This window comes from Caulobacter sp. DWR1-3-2b1 (assembly GCF_049895765.1).
GTDB lineage: Bacteria > Pseudomonadota > Alphaproteobacteria > Caulobacterales > Caulobacteraceae > Caulobacter.
Window position 1 is genome coordinate 42,879 of the sequence record NZ_JAFCSZ010000001.1, and the last position, 13,791, is coordinate 56,669.

A 13,791-nucleotide genomic window follows, 5' to 3' on the forward strand; every position below is an offset into this window, starting at 1 on the left:
CGGTCACTCGGCCAGCAGCTTCTCGACCAAGCCTCGCGCCTCAGGGCTGGCCCAGTCGGCGTCGCCCGACAGCCGCGCGCGTTCACGGCCCTGCTTGTCGTAGATCACCGTGGTCGGATAGCCGGCCGCGCGCGGCTCCATTTCGAACGACATCTTGTAGGACGGGTCGCGATAGAGCTTCAGTGGCGCATTAGCGGCCATCTCGGCCTTGGCGAGGTTGAGGTCTGAATCCCGATCGACGCTGACCGGCAGCACCTTGAATGGCTGGGTCTGGTAAAGGGCGGCCAGCTTGGCCAGGGTCGGCATCTCTTTCTTGCAGGGCGCGCACCATGTAGCCCAGAGGTTCATCACCACGACCTGGCCCTTGAAATCGGCAAGCGTCACCGGCTTTCCCGCTTCATCGAAGAAGGTTGTGCCCGGCGCCACGCGGGGCGTCGCGGGTACATCCAGCTTTGCCAGCGAGGCCCGCTTGAATTCATTGAGGTTGGCCGGCCCTGAGGGTTTGAACGAAGAGGCGGCCATGACGTATAGAACCGCCGCGACGCCGACGAGCATGGCGGCGCCGATCGCCCATTTCAGCGGACCGCGCTTGGCCGCCCCTGCCCCGTTCTCGCCCGCCCCGTTTCCGCCCGACTGGATTTCGCTCATATGACCGACAACGCCTCCAACAAACCCGACGCCTCCGAGGGCGCAAAGGGTCAAGCCATGTGGGGCGGCAGGTTCTCGGCCAAACCGGCGGAGCTGATGCAGGCGATCAATGTCAGCATCGGCTTCGACAAGCGCCTGTGGGCGCAGGATCTGGCGGGCTCCCGCGCCCACGCCCGGATGTTGATCAGCCAGGGCGTCATTGCAAGCAGCGATGGCGAGGAAATTCTCGAAGGCCTGGCCAAGGTCGAGGACGAACTGCTGACCGGAACCTTCCCGTTCCGCGACGAGTACGAAGACATCCACATGAATATCGAGGCGCGGCTACGCGAGCTGATCGGCCCGGTGGCCGGCCGGCTGCACACCGCCCGCTCGCGCAATGACCAGGTGGCGCTGGACTTTCGCCTGTGGGTTCGTGAGGCCTGCGACCGCTCCGCCGCCCAGCTCGACGCCCTGCAGCGCGCCCTGCTGGCCCAGGCAGAGACCTATGCCGACGCCCTGATGCCGGGCTTTACGCACTTGCAGCCCGCCCAGCCTGTGACCTTCGGTCATCACCTGATGGCCTATGTCGAAATGTTCGGCCGCGACGCCAGCCGCTTCCGAGACGCCCGCGCCCGGATGAACGAGTGCCCGCTGGGCGCGGCGGCTCTCGCCGGATCGCCCTTTCCCATCGACCGTCACGCCACGGCCGCCGCGCTCGACTTCGACCGTCCAACCGCCAATTCACTGGACAGCGTCTCGGCGCGCGACTTTGCGCTGGAAGCCCTGTCGGCCGCCTCGATCACCGCCACGCACCTGTCGCGCCTGGCCGAGGAGATCGTGCTGTGGACGACGCCGATGTTCGGCTTCATCAAGCTGACCGACGCCTTCACGACCGGCAGCTCGATCATGCCGCAGAAGAAGAACCCCGACGCCGCGGAACTGATCCGCGCCAAGGTCGGCCGCATCCTGGGCTCGCTGACCACCCTGACCGTGGTCATGAAGGGCCTGCCGCTGGCCTATTCCAAGGACATGCAGGAGGACAAGGTCCCGACTTTCGAGGCCTTCGACGCCCTGGAGCTGAGCCTGCTGGCCATGGCCGGCATGATCGCCGATCTGACGCCCAACACCGACAAGATGGCCGCCGCCGCCGGCGCCGGGTTCTCGACCGCCACCGATCTGGCCGATTGGCTGGTGCGGACGCTGAACATGCCTTTCCGCGACGCCCACCACGTGACAGGCTCGGCTGTGAAGACGGCCGAAAGGTTGGGCGTGGATCTGGCGGACCTGTCCTTGGAGCAGTTCCAGGCGATCGAGCCGAAGATCACCGCCGAAGTCTATGCCGTCCTCACCCCGGCCGCCTCGGCGGCCAGCCGCATCAGCTACGGCGGGACAGCCCCCGCCCAGGTCCGCGCCCAGATCGCGCGTTGGAAGGAACTGCTCGGATGACCCTGCGCCCCCTCGCTCTTCTGACCGTCGCGACCCTGGCCCTTTCCAGCGCGGGTTTGGCCGCCTGTGGCAAACAGGCCGAACTGGAGCGTCCCGCGCCGATGTGGGACGCTCAGAAAAAAGCGGCCTGGGAGGCAGAGCGCCGAGCCGCTTCCGGCACGGCCAACCAGCCGGCGCGCGCCGGCGGCGCCCAGGAAATCATGGACCCGGCCTCCAGCAACCGCACCGTCCGCGCGGCTCCGCTGGCCGGCACAGCCCCGAACCCGTTCGGCGGCCCCTCGGCGGCGGGCTTCCCCGGCGCGACCCCCAACTGACGGCGACCACCGCACTTCATCCACCCAGCCCACACACGCCGTCATCCCGGCGAAGGCCGGGATCCAGATGAAGCCCTGCTGATGCTCTAGATGAATCTGGGTCCCGGCCTTCGCCGGGAAGATCGGATGATGAGGGAGCTTATGATTAGAGAGCCTCGAGTCCCGTGAATCACTTTGAGTACGGCCCCGAGGGCCTGGCCTGCGAAGGCGTTCCCTTGGCGCGCATCGCAGCTGAGGTCGGTACGCCGGTCTATGTCTATTCCCGCGCCACGCTTGAGCGCCACTTCACCGTGTTCCGCAATGCTCTGGAACGGGCCGGCGTCGCCGATCCGCTGATCGCCTATGCAGTCAAGGCCAACTCCAATGTCGCGGTGCTCAAGGTGCTGGGCGAGCTGGGCGCCGGGGCCGACACTGTCTCGGAGGGCGAGGTCCGCCGCGCTTTGGCCGCCGGCATCCCCGGCGATCGCATCATCTTCTCCGGCGTCGGCAAAACCCGCCGCGAGGTCGAGTTCGCCCTGAAGGCCGGCGTCGCCGAGATCAATGTCGAGTCCGAGCCGGAGATGAATCTTGTGGCGTCCGTCGCCGCCGAGCAGGGCGTGCGCGCCAAGATCGCCTTTCGGGTCAATCCTGATGTCGCGGCCGGCGGTCACGCCAAGATCGCCACCGGCAAGGCCGAGAACAAGTTTGGCGTCTCGTTCGCCGAGGCTGCTCGCCTCTACGCCAACGCCAGCAACAACGCCAATCTCGAGCCCATCGGCGTGGCCTGCCACATCGGCAGCCAGATCACTGACCTGTCGCCCATGCGCGAGGCCTTCACCAAGATGAGGGGCCTGGTCGAGCAGCTGTTGGACGAAGGCCTGTCGGTCGAGCGTCTCGACCTGGGCGGCGGCCTCGGCGTGCCCTATTTCAATATGCCCGAACCGCCCTCGCCCGCCGAGTTCGCGGCGATGGTCGGCGAGGTGACCAAGGGTCTGCCCGTGAAGCTCGCTTTCGAGCCCGGCCGGGTAATCGCCGCCAATGCCGGCGTGCTGGTCAGCGAGGTGATCCACGTCCACGAGCGTCCCGAAGGGCGCAAGTTCCTGGTCATCGACGCGGCCATGAACGACCTGCTGCGTCCGGCCATGTACGACGCCTTCCACGACATCCGCCCGGTGCTGAAGCGTGACGGAGAGCCCAGCCCCTATGACGTGGTCGGCCCGATCTGCGAAACCGGCGACACCTTCACCCGCGACCGGCCCCTGCCGCCGCTGGCGGCAGGCGATCTGGTGACCTTCATGTCGGCAGGGGCCTACGGCGCGGCCATGGCCAGCGAATACAACACCCGGCCGCTGGTGCCAGAGGTGTTGGTCCATGGCGACCGTTTCGCAGTGATCCGCGCGCGGCCGAGTTACGATGAGATGCTCGGCCGGGATCTGGTGCCGAGCTGGGTCTGAAGCCCTCCCCCTGAAGGGGGAGGCGGCCGAAGACCGGAGGGGGTAGTCGCTGTGAGTCAGCAGAACTTCCCCCACCGTCGCCTGCGGCGACACCTCCCCCGTTAGGGGGAGGATTTTAGAAGTCTCAGTCCATCGCGCCTATATACGGCAGCCCGCGGCTCTTGCCCTCGTCGTCGAGGCCGTAGCCCACCAGATACCGAGCAGGCGCTTCCCAGGCCACGAAGTCGGGTTCCATGCTGCGCTGGGTCGGCCAAGGCTTGCGGGCGAACACGGCCGTCATGACTTCGCTGGCGCCGGCGTCCTTCACCAGGCGCGAAGCCTCGCTGAGCGACAGGCCGGTGTCGAACACATCGTCCACCACCAGGGCGCGGCGGCCGATCAGGGGGCGCTGCAGGTCGGCGCGCACCTCGCAGCGGCCCGTGCTCTTGCGCTCGTCATGGTAGGAGGCCAGCCACAGGGCGTCGAAGCGCACATTGCGGCCCGCCTTCCACAGCGCCCGGGTCAGGTCGGCGGCGAACCACAGACCGCCGGTCAGCAGACAGACGCAGACCGTATCGTCGTCGATGCGCGGGGCGATGGCGTTGGCGAGGGCCTGAACGCGCTGCGCGATCTCGGTTTCCGAAATCAGAACTTCGGGTTGGACGGTGTCATTCATGATGCGCGGGTTCGTGAGAGTCGGAGGAAGGGGTTGCTTCCGTTCCGGTCTCATGTCCCGAGGGTTCATGTCCAGCCGCTTCTCCAGCGGCGGCGTTTTGAGCGCCGCGTAGGGAGAGTTCCGGATCCGCCGCGTGCTTGGCGGGGGTCTTCAAAGCCGCCTTTACCGCCTTGGCCGCGCCGGGCTCGACCGCGAAGTCGATGACCAGGTCCCGGGCCGTGCGTGGCGGGTCGAGGATGGTGATGGCGAAGTGGCGGATCTCGCTGGGCGGGATCTTCGGGTCGGCGGCGGCGGCGATGCGGCCGGCCACGCGCTTGTCCTTGGCGTTGCGCAATTCGACCCGCAGCGGCGGGGCGATCACGGCGTGATCGGTGATGTTGCGCATGACGCCCGTGATGGTCACCGCGGCGTGGCCGTCTTCGAGCGAAGGCTCGGCCTTCAGGTTCTCGATTACAAGGCCGACCGTATTCACCGGCAGACCGACGCTGGCGTATGCCCCAGCCGTGGTGGGCCACAGGCGCACCATGTCGATGCGGAAGATCAGGGCTCCGACGATCATCGAAGCCATGGCGGCGGCCATGCCGGCCCAGACCACGCCCGTGGTCGTCGCTTCGCGGAGGCGGCGTTCGGCGTCGGCGCGGGCCCGGAAAACCTTGGGCAATTCCTCGCCTGGCAAGGCGCTGACCGGCGGTTCGGATTCAGTCTCGGAAGCGGCGCTGGCGGATGCCGCGGCGTCCATCGGAGCCATCGCGGCGTCACCGGCCATGGTGGCGGCGGAAGGCTCGTCGAAGAGGTCCGTGGACTCCTCGTTACGGGCGATCCAGCGGTTGCCGCACGAGGCGCAGCGCACGACACGACCAGCCGAGCCGACCTTGGAGTCGTCGACGAAATAGCGGCTGGCGCACTCCGGACAGGTCAGTATCATGGCCGCGAATCGTACGCTCCCCGCATTAACAAATGGGGTCGCCGATTTTGTCCCTGATGTCCAGAAAGCCCGGCGGCACCTCATTGCGGATCGAGGCAGATCAGGGCGATGACGCCCTTCCCGTGGTTCGCTTCGAAGGCGTGTCGATGCGCTACGGCCGCGCCCCGGAAACCCTTAGGGACATTGGGTTTTCCCTGGCTCCCGGGTCCTTCCACTTCCTGACCGGCGCCTCGGGCGCAGGCAAGAGTTCACTGCTCAAGCTTATCTATCTGGCCCACCGTGCGTCACGGGGTCGCGTAGAGCTTTTCGGGCGCGATGTGAGCCTTCTGCCAACCGGCGACCTGCCGTTCCTGCGCCGCCGGATCGGGGTGGTTTTCCAGGAATTCCGGCTGCTGGAGCATCTGTCGGTGTTCGATAACGCCGCCCTCCCCCTTCGCATCCTGCAGCGCAAGCCCGCGACCTATCGTGACGACGTCGCCGAGTTGCTGACCTGGGTCGGCCTTGGCGAGCGGATGCATGCCCTGCCCGCTACCCTGTCAGGCGGTGAAAAGCAGCGCCTGGCCATCGCCCGCGCCGTGGTCGACCGTCCCGACGTCCTGCTGGCCGACGAGCCGACCGGCAATGTCGATCCGGCTATGTCGCTGCGGCTGCTGCGCCTGTTCGTCGAGCTCAATCGCCTGGGCACCACCGTGCTGATCGCCACCCATGACGAGGATGTCGTGGCCCGCGCCGGTCGCCCCACCCTGCATCTCGAACATGGCCGTCTGATCGAGGGGGGCGACGCATGAGCGAGATCTTCCAGGTCGAGCGCTGGCGGCCCGGTCCGCTGCTGCCACCCCGCGACGCTCGCGACGGCTCGCTGGTCTTCGTGGTCGCCGTGCTCTGCTTCCTGGCCTGCCTTACCGCCCTAGCCGCCTTGGCCGCTAACCGCGCCGCCGAGGGTTGGACCAACCAGCTTACCGGATCGGCGACCGTGGTCGTCCGCGCTCGTCCTAACGAGACCCCCGACTCCGCCGCCGCCCGCGCCGCCGAGGCCCTGGCCGGGGTCAAGGGCGTGATCGAGGCCCGCGCCCTGACCAAGGACAAGGCCGAGGAACTTCTGGTTCCCTGGATCGGCAAGGAAGCCCTGGTCGACGACCTGCCCACGCCGCGTCTCGTGACCCTTGACCTGGACCCCGAGCTTCCGGCCACAGCGACGGCCCTGGACCAAGCCCTGAAGGCGGCCGGGGTTGATGCGGTCATCGACGACCACAGCCGCTGGATCTCCGATATCGAGCGCGGGGCGGGTCTTGCGCGCTGGGCGGCGCTGGGCGTTTTCGTCCTGATCGCCGCAGCGGCCGCCTCGGTGATCGCCTTCGCCACCCGGGCCGGTCTGGCGGCGCGCGCCGATGTGATCGAGGTGCTGCACCTGTCCGGGGCCGAAGCCAGCTTCATCGCCGGTCTGTTCCAGTGGAGGTTCGCTGGCATGGCCGCCATAGCGGGCTTGCTGGGCGGAGCCGGGGCGGCCATCATCGGCGCGGCGATCCGGACCCTGGGAGGCGGTTCAGGCCTTGCGCCGATCCTGCCCCTGGCCTGGATCGACCTGCTGGCGCCGCTGCCCTGCCCCCTGATCGCCGCCTTGGTCGCGGGCCTGACAGCCCGCTTCGCCGCCCTGCGACTCCTAAGGAGCATGCCGTGAAGAGCCTCGCCGCGCTGCTAATCCTGGTGATGATCTGGGCCGTGGGCCTGCTGGCCTTTTCCGGGCGGGTCGAGCAATCGATCCCCGCAAAGGAACCGCCGATCGCCGATGGCGTCGTCGTGCTGACCGGCGCCTCCAATATCCGGCTGGAGGCGGCGACCAAGCTGCTGGAAGCCGGCAAGGGCAAGCGCCTGCTGATCTCCGGCGTCAATCGCGAGGCCACCCGCGAGGACGTCCAGAGCGTCACCAAGGCGGTCAAGCCGATCTATGACTGCTGCGTCGACCTGGGCTTTGCCGCCGCCAACACCGTCGGCAACGCCAAGGAGACGGCCGAGTGGGCCAAGGCAAAGGGCTATCGCAGCCTGATCGTGGTCACCGCCGATTATCACATGCCGCGCTCGATGCTGGAACTGCGCGCCACCATGCCCGACACCCTGCTCTATCCCTATCCGGTGGCCACCGAGGGGCTCGACGCCCATCGCTGGTGGAAACAGAACATCACCGCACGGCGGATGGTCGTGGAATACTGCAAGTACCTGGCGATCCTGGGCCGCGAGGCTTTCCTTGGGCTGGGTCCGAAAGACAAGGCTGGAGAGCCGGTGAAGGAAGCATCTTGATCTATCTGCGTTCGTTTCTGTTCCAGCTCTATTTCTGGGTCTGGTCGGTGTTCACCGCCACCTGGATGGTCGCCCTGCTGCCCCTGCCCCGCCGCTTCGCGGTCGCCGCCCTGACCTTCTGGTCCAAGGGTCTGTTCTTTGGCCTGCGCTGGATCGCCGACATCAGGGTCGAGGTGCGGGGCCGCGAATATCTGCCGACCGGCCCGGCTCTGGTCGCCGCCAAGCACCAGTCGATGTTCGACGTTTTCAGCCAGTTTGGCCTGCTGCCCGACGCCTGTTTCGTGATGAAAAAGGAACTGCTGAGGGTGCCGCTGTTCGGCTGGCACGGCCTGAAGGCTGGCATGGTGGTCGTCGATCGCGCTGGCCACTCGACTGCCCTGAAGAAGCTGGTCCGCGATACGCTGGAGAAGATGAAGGAGGTTCGCCAGGTGGTGATCTTCCCCGAAGGCACGCGCGGCGCGGTCGGTGTTCCCGGCGACTACAAGCCCGGCATCGCCGCCCTCTATCGCGAGATGGACATGCCGGTGACGCCCCTGGCCCTGAACTGCGGCTCCCACTGGGGCAAGGGTTTCCTATGCAGGCCGGGCGTGATCGTCTTCCACTATCTGCCGCCGATCCCGGCCGGCCTGAAGCGCGGCGAGTTCATGCGCGAACTGCAGACCCGCATCGACACCGCGACCGAGGCGCTGGAGAACGAGGGGATCTAGGCGAAGGCGCAGGTTGTTCGAGCCTCTGCCTCCGACCCAACTCAGACGTTCGCCGCGCGTATACCTCTACCCGATTGCCGCCATTCTCGCTCAATGCGATGAGAGCGAATGGACACGCCAAACAGCAGAAATGAGCTCTTTGAAAACGTGCGAGCGCGCTGGCCCGAAGAACTCCTCATCTTGAACGAACAAATAGCGCTTCCTGCAATTCTTACCGAGCCTTCTGACTGGACAGTTTATAAGTCGATTGAAAAAAGCATCTCGTCGGAAGGGGAGTGGATTAATTTAGCGGCTTGGGCGTTTCACCAAGCCTTGAATACACTTCTCCACCGTAGCTGGGAGGCTCGTTCTGGCGTCGTTCGCAGCAACGATGTTTCATTTCAGCTATTCGACGTAAAAATGAAATCTAATCTTGCCGACAGCAGCTGGGCTGCCGAACGTGCAATCTATTCACGCATGCCGAGATCACGACCACACTGACGGTAGGGGCTACCCACATCAAACTGGCCAAAGCGTCGTGTCCCGCTCACCACCGAGGCTGTGTAAAAACGTCGGGCAGAACCCGCTCACGAAAGAAAACTTTCGCGTCCCGATCGGCCGCCATGCGCGACAAAGCGCCAGATCAGCTATTTCGTGACCCGGTCAACGGGCGCCTCCAGGTCCGAAACGCGTTTTTACACAGCCTCCACCCATAGCAGACCTGCGAAGCTCCCAATCTTCAGTCGGCGCGGGCCTCCGCCTGGAATGACGACGTTATTTGATCGAGGTAGAGCGCCGCCTAAGCCGCTCCCTCCCGCGCCTCGACCAGCTTCAGCAGCTTCTCCATCGCATGGTCCCGCACGCCGTCCTCGCGCAGGTGGCCGACGAGGTCGGACAGATAGTCGATGTTGCGGCCGGACAGGCCTTTGGCTCCCGCGATCAGATCGGCCTGCTGCTCCAGGGTCAGCGACCCGGCCCACTGGCTGTGCTTGAAGTCCGACAGGAAGACCAGGGCCGGCGCCTTTGCCGGCTCGCCGTCCAGCCTGACATCGGCCCAGGCTTCGAAATAGGTCTCGGTCGGCTGCTCGCGTTCCTGCAGATAGGCGTAGACCTCTTCCCACGCCGCCGCCGCCACCCGATAGGCCGCGCCGCGCACCGAGCCGCCGGGCGCGAGGCCCAGAACCAGGCCCGGACGCTCATAGGTTCCGCGGTGATGGACCGAATAGATGCAAAAGGCGCGACGTCGGCCGTGGAGTACCGCGCGCCTTCGCTCTACAAACGGGAACCCGGGACGCCACATGAGCGATCCGTATCCGAATATCCAACGGTCTCCGCTCTCGCTGCTCATCTCTGATCCCGACTGGACGCACGCTTTCATGACCCATACCGACGCCGCGCCGCCCCGCAAAGCCCGCCGACGGGGCCTGCTGGCGCCTTTCATCATCGCGCTGATCTTCGCGGCGGCATGGTGCGCCGGCTGGTTCTGGCTTCGCATCCAGGCCGAGCAGCGGATGGACGCGGCCTCGGCGTCGCTGAAGTCGCGCGGCTATGACCTGTCGTGGAGCGCCCGCAGCTTTTCCGGTTTCCCGTTCCGCCTGAACGTGACCCTCGCAGACGCCCGCGTCGCCGAGCCGTCCGGCTGGGCTCTGCGCATTCCGGAACTGAAGGCCGAGGCGATGATCTATGGCCTCGACCACTGGGTGGCCGTCGCGCCGCGCGGCGCGCTGCTGACCCGTCCCAATGGCGGCGACGTGGCCATTGCCGGCCAAGCCCTCCGCGCCAGTCTGGCGGGCTTGAAGCAGCATCCGCCGCGCATCTCCATCGAGGGCGCGGGCCTGGTGTTCTCGACCGCGCCGGAAGCCGCACCCTTCCCGCTGCGCTCGGCCGAAGCCGTGCAGCTTCATCTGCGCCCCGGCCCCGACGATCAGGCCGCCATCATGTTCAAGGCCGACGCCGCCCGCGTCAATTTCACGGGACTGCTGGGCCGCATCGCCCAGGAGAACAGCGCCAACATGACACTGGACGCCCGTCTGACCCGCGCCTCGATCCTGCGCGGCGACAACTGGGCTGACGCCGTTCGCGACTGGACCGCAGCCGGGGGCGCCATCACCATGGAAAATGCCCGGATCACCGCTGGCGAGGCCGAAGGCACGGCCAAGTCCGGCGCCCTGACCGTCGACGCCAATGGCCGCCTTCAGGGCAAGCTGGAAGTCGCCCTGAAGGAGCGCGTCGATCCCCGGGCCGCCCGAACACCCGAACAGATGCTCGCCGCCGCGGCTCAGGCCCTGGGCCGCGAACCGGTCATCGAAGCCAGCCTGATCCTGCAGGAAGGCCGCACCCGCCTTGGAACCATCGATACGGGCCCCTCGCCGCGCGTTTATTGAGCGTCGGACAGGCGCGCCTCCGGCGGGGGCCGCGCAAGTTTCTTGCCGTGAACGCCGGCTATTGCGCCGGCGGCGGCAAGGACTATGGTCCGGCCTCCAATTTCGGGGATAAACATGGGTACCGACGCGGCCAACGCGCCTCCGTCTCTCGACGAGGTCCGATGGCGACTGGACGCCATTGATGGCGAACTGCTGAAGCTGCTCGACGAGCGGGCCGCCTTGGCCAGTTCGGTGGCGGCGGCCAAGCGTGCGTCGGGCGATACGGGCTTTGGCCTGCGCCCCGGCCGCGAGGCCCTGATTATCCGCAAGCTGCTGGCCGCGCCGCGCACCGCCGCCAATGACGCCCTGGTCATCCGGATCTGGCGCGAGGTGATGAGCGACAACCTGGCGCGCCAGGGTCCTTATCACCTGGCCGTCTGGGGCGGTCGCGACGCGACCCGCACCGTCGAACTGGCCCGCCTGCGTTTCGGAACCGCGCCACCCATGCGGGTTTTGGCCGAGTCCAAGGACGTACTGTCCGCCGCTAAAACACCCTGGGGCGTCGGCGTGCTGGCCCTGACGCCCGACAGCAGCTGGTGGGGCCGCCTGCTGGCCGAGCCCAAGCTGAAGATCTTCGCCGCCCTGCCCTGTCTGAACCGCTGGGGGCCGCAGGCCGCCCTGGCCGTGGCCGAGGTCGAAGTCGAGCCCACCGGCGGCGACCAGACCTTCTGGGTGACCGACTCGGGCAAGAGCGCCGCCGCCATCGTCGAGGCCCTGAGCCCTAGCGGCGTCGCCGCCGAGCCGCTGGCCGAGTCCGGCGGGCTGAAGCTGTTCTCGTTGTCGGGCTTCTTCCAGGTCAATGACGAACGTCTGGCCCAGGCCCCCGGCAAGCTGACCGGCGTCATCGGGGCTGCGCCGACACCTTTCGACGTGTAAGACGACCGCCTGTCTCGACTGAGTATTCCCATGACCGCTCCCGCCTCCGACCGCTTCGCCGCGCCGCGCCCGATACCCAAGCCGGGCCTGATGGACATCCACGCCTATGTCGGCGGCAAGTCGAAGATCGAGGGCATCGCCCATCCGGTGAAGCTGTCGAGCAATGAGAACGTCCTGGGCTGCAGCGAGGCGGCCAAGGACGCCTATCGCGCCGCCGTTGACCGCCTGCACATCTATCCGGACGGCAAGGCCAACATCCTGCGCGCCGCCGTGGCCGAGCACTACAGGCTGGAGCCCGAACGCCTGACCTTCGGCGACGGCAGCGACGAAATCTTCGCCCTGCTGTGCCAGGTCTATCTCGAGCCCGGCGACAACATCGTCCAGGGCGAGCACGGCTTCGCCGCCTATGCCATCGGAGCCCGTGCCTGCCAGGCCGAAGTCCGCATGGCCAGGGAGCCCAACAAGCGCATCGACGCCGACGAAGTCGTCAAATGCATCGACGAGCGCACGCGGCTGGTGTTCATCGCCAACCCCGCAAACCCGACCGGCACCTGGCTGACGGGCGAGGAAATCCGCGCCCTGCACGCGGCCATCCCGCCGTCGGTGGTGCTGGTGCTGGACGGCGCCTATGCCGAGTTCGCCACCGATCCGCGCTTCGAGGACGGCCTTGATCTGGCCCGCACGGCCGAGAACGTCATCGTCACCCGCACCTTCTCCAAGATCCACGGCCTAGCCGCCCTGCGCGTCGGCTGGGGCTATGGCCCGGCCGGGATCATCGAGCCGATCGAACGCATCCGTCCGCCGTTCAACACCTCGATCCCCGGCCAGGAAGCCGCCGTCGCCGCCCTCGCCGACATTGAATTCCAGGCCCGTTCGGTGGCGCTGGTTGAGCAGTGGCGGCCGTTCCTGGCCCAACAGCTTGGAGGGCTTGGCTTTGAGGTCACGCCGTCGGCGGCCAACTTCGTGCTCGTCAACTTCCCGGACGTTCCGGGCAAGACCGCCCGCGAGGCCGAAGCCTTCCTGGCGAGCAAGGGCTATCTGGTCCGCGCCGTCGGCAACTATAATCTGCCCGACGCCATCCGCATCACCATCGGACTGGAGGAGCACAACCGCGCTGTGGTCGAGTTGCTGACCGAGTTCGTAGGGCGCTGATGTCACATCCCGGCATCCTCTATCCCAACATGACCGTGATCGGCTGCGGCTTGATCGGCGGGTCAGTGATCCGCGCCGCCCGCGCCCACGGCGTGGTCAGCCAGATCACCGTGGCCGACGCCAACGCCGCCCACCGGGCCCGCGTCGTCGAACTGGGCATCGCCGACCATGTCACGGGCGACATTGCCGAGGCCGTGAAGGACGCCGACTTGGTGGTCATCGCCACGCCGGTGATGTCAACCGGCGAGGTCGGGGCCGCCCTGGCCGCCGCCATGAAGCCGGGCGCCACCCTGACCGATGTCGGCTCGACCAAGACCAGTGTCGCCGAGGCTCTGCGCGCCCTGCCGCTGGGCCACGTCTTCGTCATCCCCGGACACCCGATCGCCGGCACCGAGCAGTCGGGTCCCGACGCCGGTTTCGCCGAGCTGTTCGAGAACCGCTGGACGATCCTGACCCCGGCCGAGAGCGACGATGAGGCCTATGCCGCCGCCGTCGCCAAGCTCAGCAGCTTCTGGCGGTCGTTCGGCGCCCAGGTCGAACTGATGGACGAAAAGCACCATGACCTGGTCATGGCCGTGGTCAGCCACCTGCCCCACCTGATCGCCTACACCATCGTCGGCAGCGCAGCCGATCTGGAGAACGTCACCGAAAGCGAGGTCATCAAATATTCGGCCTCGGGCTTCCGCGACTTCACCCGCATCGCCGCCAGTGATCCGACCATGTGGCGCGACGTGTTCCTGACCAACAAGGACGCGGTGCTGGAGATGCTGGGTCGCTTCACCGAAGACCTGCAGGCCATGAGCCGCGCCATCCGCTGGGGCGACGCCGACACCCTGCACGCCCACTTCACCCGAACCCGCGCCATCCGCCGGGGCATCGTGGCCGCGGGTCAGGAAAGCGCCGAGCCGAACTTTGGCCGGGATCGCGGCAAGCACTGAGGCGCACGGCTCCTACCTCGC

At 67.0% G+C, this 13,791-nt stretch carries 16 protein-coding genes; 12 read left to right on the forward strand and 4 right to left on the reverse strand.

All coding sequences use genetic code 11. The features are described from left to right. Window positions 1-3: 3 nt before the first annotated feature. Window positions 4-648, reverse strand: a complete 645-nt coding sequence (locus ACP69S_RS00240; RefSeq protein WP_425993732.1) for a TlpA family protein disulfide reductase — start codon at window positions 646-648, stop codon at window positions 4-6. On the opposite strand from ACP69S_RS00240, the gene argH reads away from it, so the two are divergent. The 3 genes from argH (at window position 649) to lysA (ending at window position 3,820) form a co-directional block, all read left to right on the forward strand. Beyond that, the gene (gene argH / locus ACP69S_RS00245) at window positions 649-2,073 is read left to right on the forward strand and encodes an argininosuccinate lyase (protein ID WP_425993734.1); all 1,425 of its coding nucleotides are present in this window, start codon (window positions 649-651) and stop codon (window positions 2,071-2,073) included. Continuing rightward, window positions 2,052-2,387, forward strand: a complete 336-nt coding sequence (locus ACP69S_RS00250) for a hypothetical protein (RefSeq protein WP_425993736.1) — start codon at window positions 2,052-2,054, stop codon at window positions 2,385-2,387. The genes argH and ACP69S_RS00250 overlap by 22 nt, the downstream gene beginning before the upstream one ends. A 164-nt stretch (window positions 2,388-2,551) precedes the next feature. After that, the gene (gene lysA / locus ACP69S_RS00255; protein ID WP_425993738.1) at window positions 2,552-3,820 is read left to right on the forward strand and encodes a diaminopimelate decarboxylase; all 1,269 of its coding nucleotides are present in this window, start codon (window positions 2,552-2,554) and stop codon (window positions 3,818-3,820) included. A 124-nt stretch (window positions 3,821-3,944) separates the two neighbouring features. Here lysA and ACP69S_RS00260 read toward each other — a convergent pair whose 3' ends face one another. Together ACP69S_RS00260 and ACP69S_RS00265 are read right to left on the reverse strand one after the other, a co-directional pair. Then, complete coding sequence (locus ACP69S_RS00260) at window positions 3,945-4,529, reverse strand: phosphoribosyltransferase (RefSeq protein ID WP_425993740.1); 585 nt, start codon at window positions 4,527-4,529, stop codon at window positions 3,945-3,947. Further along, complete coding sequence (locus ACP69S_RS00265; RefSeq protein WP_425993742.1) at window positions 4,468-5,400, reverse strand: MJ0042-type zinc finger domain-containing protein; 933 nt, start codon at window positions 5,398-5,400, stop codon at window positions 4,468-4,470. The genes ACP69S_RS00260 and ACP69S_RS00265 overlap by 62 nt, the downstream gene beginning before the upstream one ends. Window positions 5,401-5,483: 83 nt before the next feature. On the opposite strand from ACP69S_RS00265, the gene ftsE reads away from it, so the two are divergent. The 5 genes from ftsE to ACP69S_RS00290 all read left to right on the forward strand — a co-directional run bounded on the left by ftsE (window position 5,484) and on the right by ACP69S_RS00290 (window position 8,882). Continuing rightward, window positions 5,484-6,188 (forward strand): cell division ATP-binding protein FtsE, encoded by a 705-nt coding sequence (gene ftsE / locus ACP69S_RS00270; protein ID WP_425994287.1) that lies wholly within the window; start codon window positions 5,484-5,486, stop codon window positions 6,186-6,188. Next, window positions 6,185-7,078 carry a cell division protein FtsX gene (locus tag ACP69S_RS00275; RefSeq protein ID WP_425993744.1) on the forward strand — a complete coding sequence of 298 codons (894 nt, stop codon included), beginning with the start codon at window positions 6,185-6,187 and terminating at the stop codon, window positions 7,076-7,078. The genes ftsE and ACP69S_RS00275 overlap by 4 nt, the downstream gene beginning before the upstream one ends. Next, window positions 7,075-7,695 carry a YdcF family protein gene (locus tag ACP69S_RS00280; RefSeq protein ID WP_425993746.1) on the forward strand — a complete coding sequence of 207 codons (621 nt, stop codon included), beginning with the start codon at window positions 7,075-7,077 and terminating at the stop codon, window positions 7,693-7,695. The genes ACP69S_RS00275 and ACP69S_RS00280 overlap by 4 nt, the downstream gene beginning before the upstream one ends. Continuing rightward, window positions 7,692-8,402 carry a lysophospholipid acyltransferase family protein gene (locus tag ACP69S_RS00285; RefSeq protein WP_425993747.1) on the forward strand — a complete coding sequence of 237 codons (711 nt, stop codon included), beginning with the start codon at window positions 7,692-7,694 and terminating at the stop codon, window positions 8,400-8,402. The genes ACP69S_RS00280 and ACP69S_RS00285 overlap by 4 nt, the downstream gene beginning before the upstream one ends. Window positions 8,403-8,510: 108 nt before the next feature. Beyond that, the gene (locus tag ACP69S_RS00290) at window positions 8,511-8,882 is read left to right on the forward strand and encodes a hypothetical protein (RefSeq protein ID WP_425993749.1); all 372 of its coding nucleotides are present in this window, start codon (window positions 8,511-8,513) and stop codon (window positions 8,880-8,882) included. Between the two features lie 298 nt (window positions 8,883-9,180). On the opposite strand, the gene ACP69S_RS00295 is transcribed toward ACP69S_RS00290, so the two are convergent. Further along, a complete protein-coding gene (locus ACP69S_RS00295) occupies window positions 9,181-9,729 on the reverse strand; it encodes a gamma-glutamylcyclotransferase (protein ID WP_425993751.1) in 549 nt (182 codons plus the stop codon). A gap of 28 nt (window positions 9,730-9,757) precedes the next feature. Between ACP69S_RS00295 and ACP69S_RS00300 the strand changes: the two genes are divergently transcribed. The 4 genes from ACP69S_RS00300 to ACP69S_RS00315 all read left to right on the forward strand — a co-directional run bounded on the left by ACP69S_RS00300 (window position 9,758) and on the right by ACP69S_RS00315 (window position 13,770). Next, window positions 9,758-10,765 carry a DUF2125 domain-containing protein gene (locus tag ACP69S_RS00300; protein ID WP_425993753.1) on the forward strand — a complete coding sequence of 336 codons (1,008 nt, stop codon included), beginning with the start codon at window positions 9,758-9,760 and terminating at the stop codon, window positions 10,763-10,765. Between the two features lie 114 nt (window positions 10,766-10,879). Continuing rightward, a complete protein-coding gene (locus ACP69S_RS00305; RefSeq protein ID WP_425993754.1) occupies window positions 10,880-11,680 on the forward strand; it encodes a chorismate mutase in 801 nt (266 codons plus the stop codon). Window positions 11,681-11,710: 30 nt separating this feature from the next. Beyond that, window positions 11,711-12,832, forward strand: a complete 1,122-nt coding sequence (gene hisC / locus ACP69S_RS00310) for a histidinol-phosphate transaminase (protein ID WP_425993756.1) — start codon at window positions 11,711-11,713, stop codon at window positions 12,830-12,832. Next, window positions 12,832-13,770, forward strand: a complete 939-nt coding sequence (locus ACP69S_RS00315) for a prephenate/arogenate dehydrogenase family protein (protein ID WP_425993758.1) — start codon at window positions 12,832-12,834, stop codon at window positions 13,768-13,770. The genes hisC and ACP69S_RS00315 overlap by 1 nt, the downstream gene beginning before the upstream one ends. Window positions 13,771-13,791 lie beyond the last annotated feature (21 nt).

Coding starts and splice junctions, on each gene's coding strand:
- ACP69S_RS00240 (WP_425993732.1), bottom strand. CDS start 648: ATGAGCGAAATCCAGTCGGGCGGAAACGGGGCGGGCGAGAACGGGGCA.
- ACP69S_RS00290 (WP_425993749.1), top strand. CDS start 8,511: ATGGACACGCCAAACAGCAGAAATGAGCTCTTTGAAAACGTGCGAGCG.
- ACP69S_RS00275 (WP_425993744.1), top strand. CDS start 6,185: ATGAGCGAGATCTTCCAGGTCGAGCGCTGGCGGCCCGGTCCGCTGCTG.
- argH (WP_425993734.1), top strand. CDS start 649: ATGACCGACAACGCCTCCAACAAACCCGACGCCTCCGAGGGCGCAAAG.
- ACP69S_RS00300 (WP_425993753.1), top strand. CDS start 9,758: ATGACCCATACCGACGCCGCGCCGCCCCGCAAAGCCCGCCGACGGGGC.
- ACP69S_RS00315 (WP_425993758.1), top strand. CDS start 12,832: ATGTCACATCCCGGCATCCTCTATCCCAACATGACCGTGATCGGCTGC.
- ACP69S_RS00295 (WP_425993751.1), bottom strand. CDS start 9,729: ATGAGCAGCGAGAGCGGAGACCGTTGGATATTCGGATACGGATCGCTC.
- ACP69S_RS00305 (WP_425993754.1), top strand. CDS start 10,880: ATGGGTACCGACGCGGCCAACGCGCCTCCGTCTCTCGACGAGGTCCGA.
- ACP69S_RS00265 (WP_425993742.1), bottom strand. CDS start 5,400: ATGATACTGACCTGTCCGGAGTGCGCCAGCCGCTATTTCGTCGACGAC.
- ACP69S_RS00260 (WP_425993740.1), bottom strand. CDS start 4,529: ATGAGACCGGAACGGAAGCAACCCCTTCCTCCGACTCTCACGAACCCG.
- hisC (WP_425993756.1), top strand. CDS start 11,711: ATGACCGCTCCCGCCTCCGACCGCTTCGCCGCGCCGCGCCCGATACCC.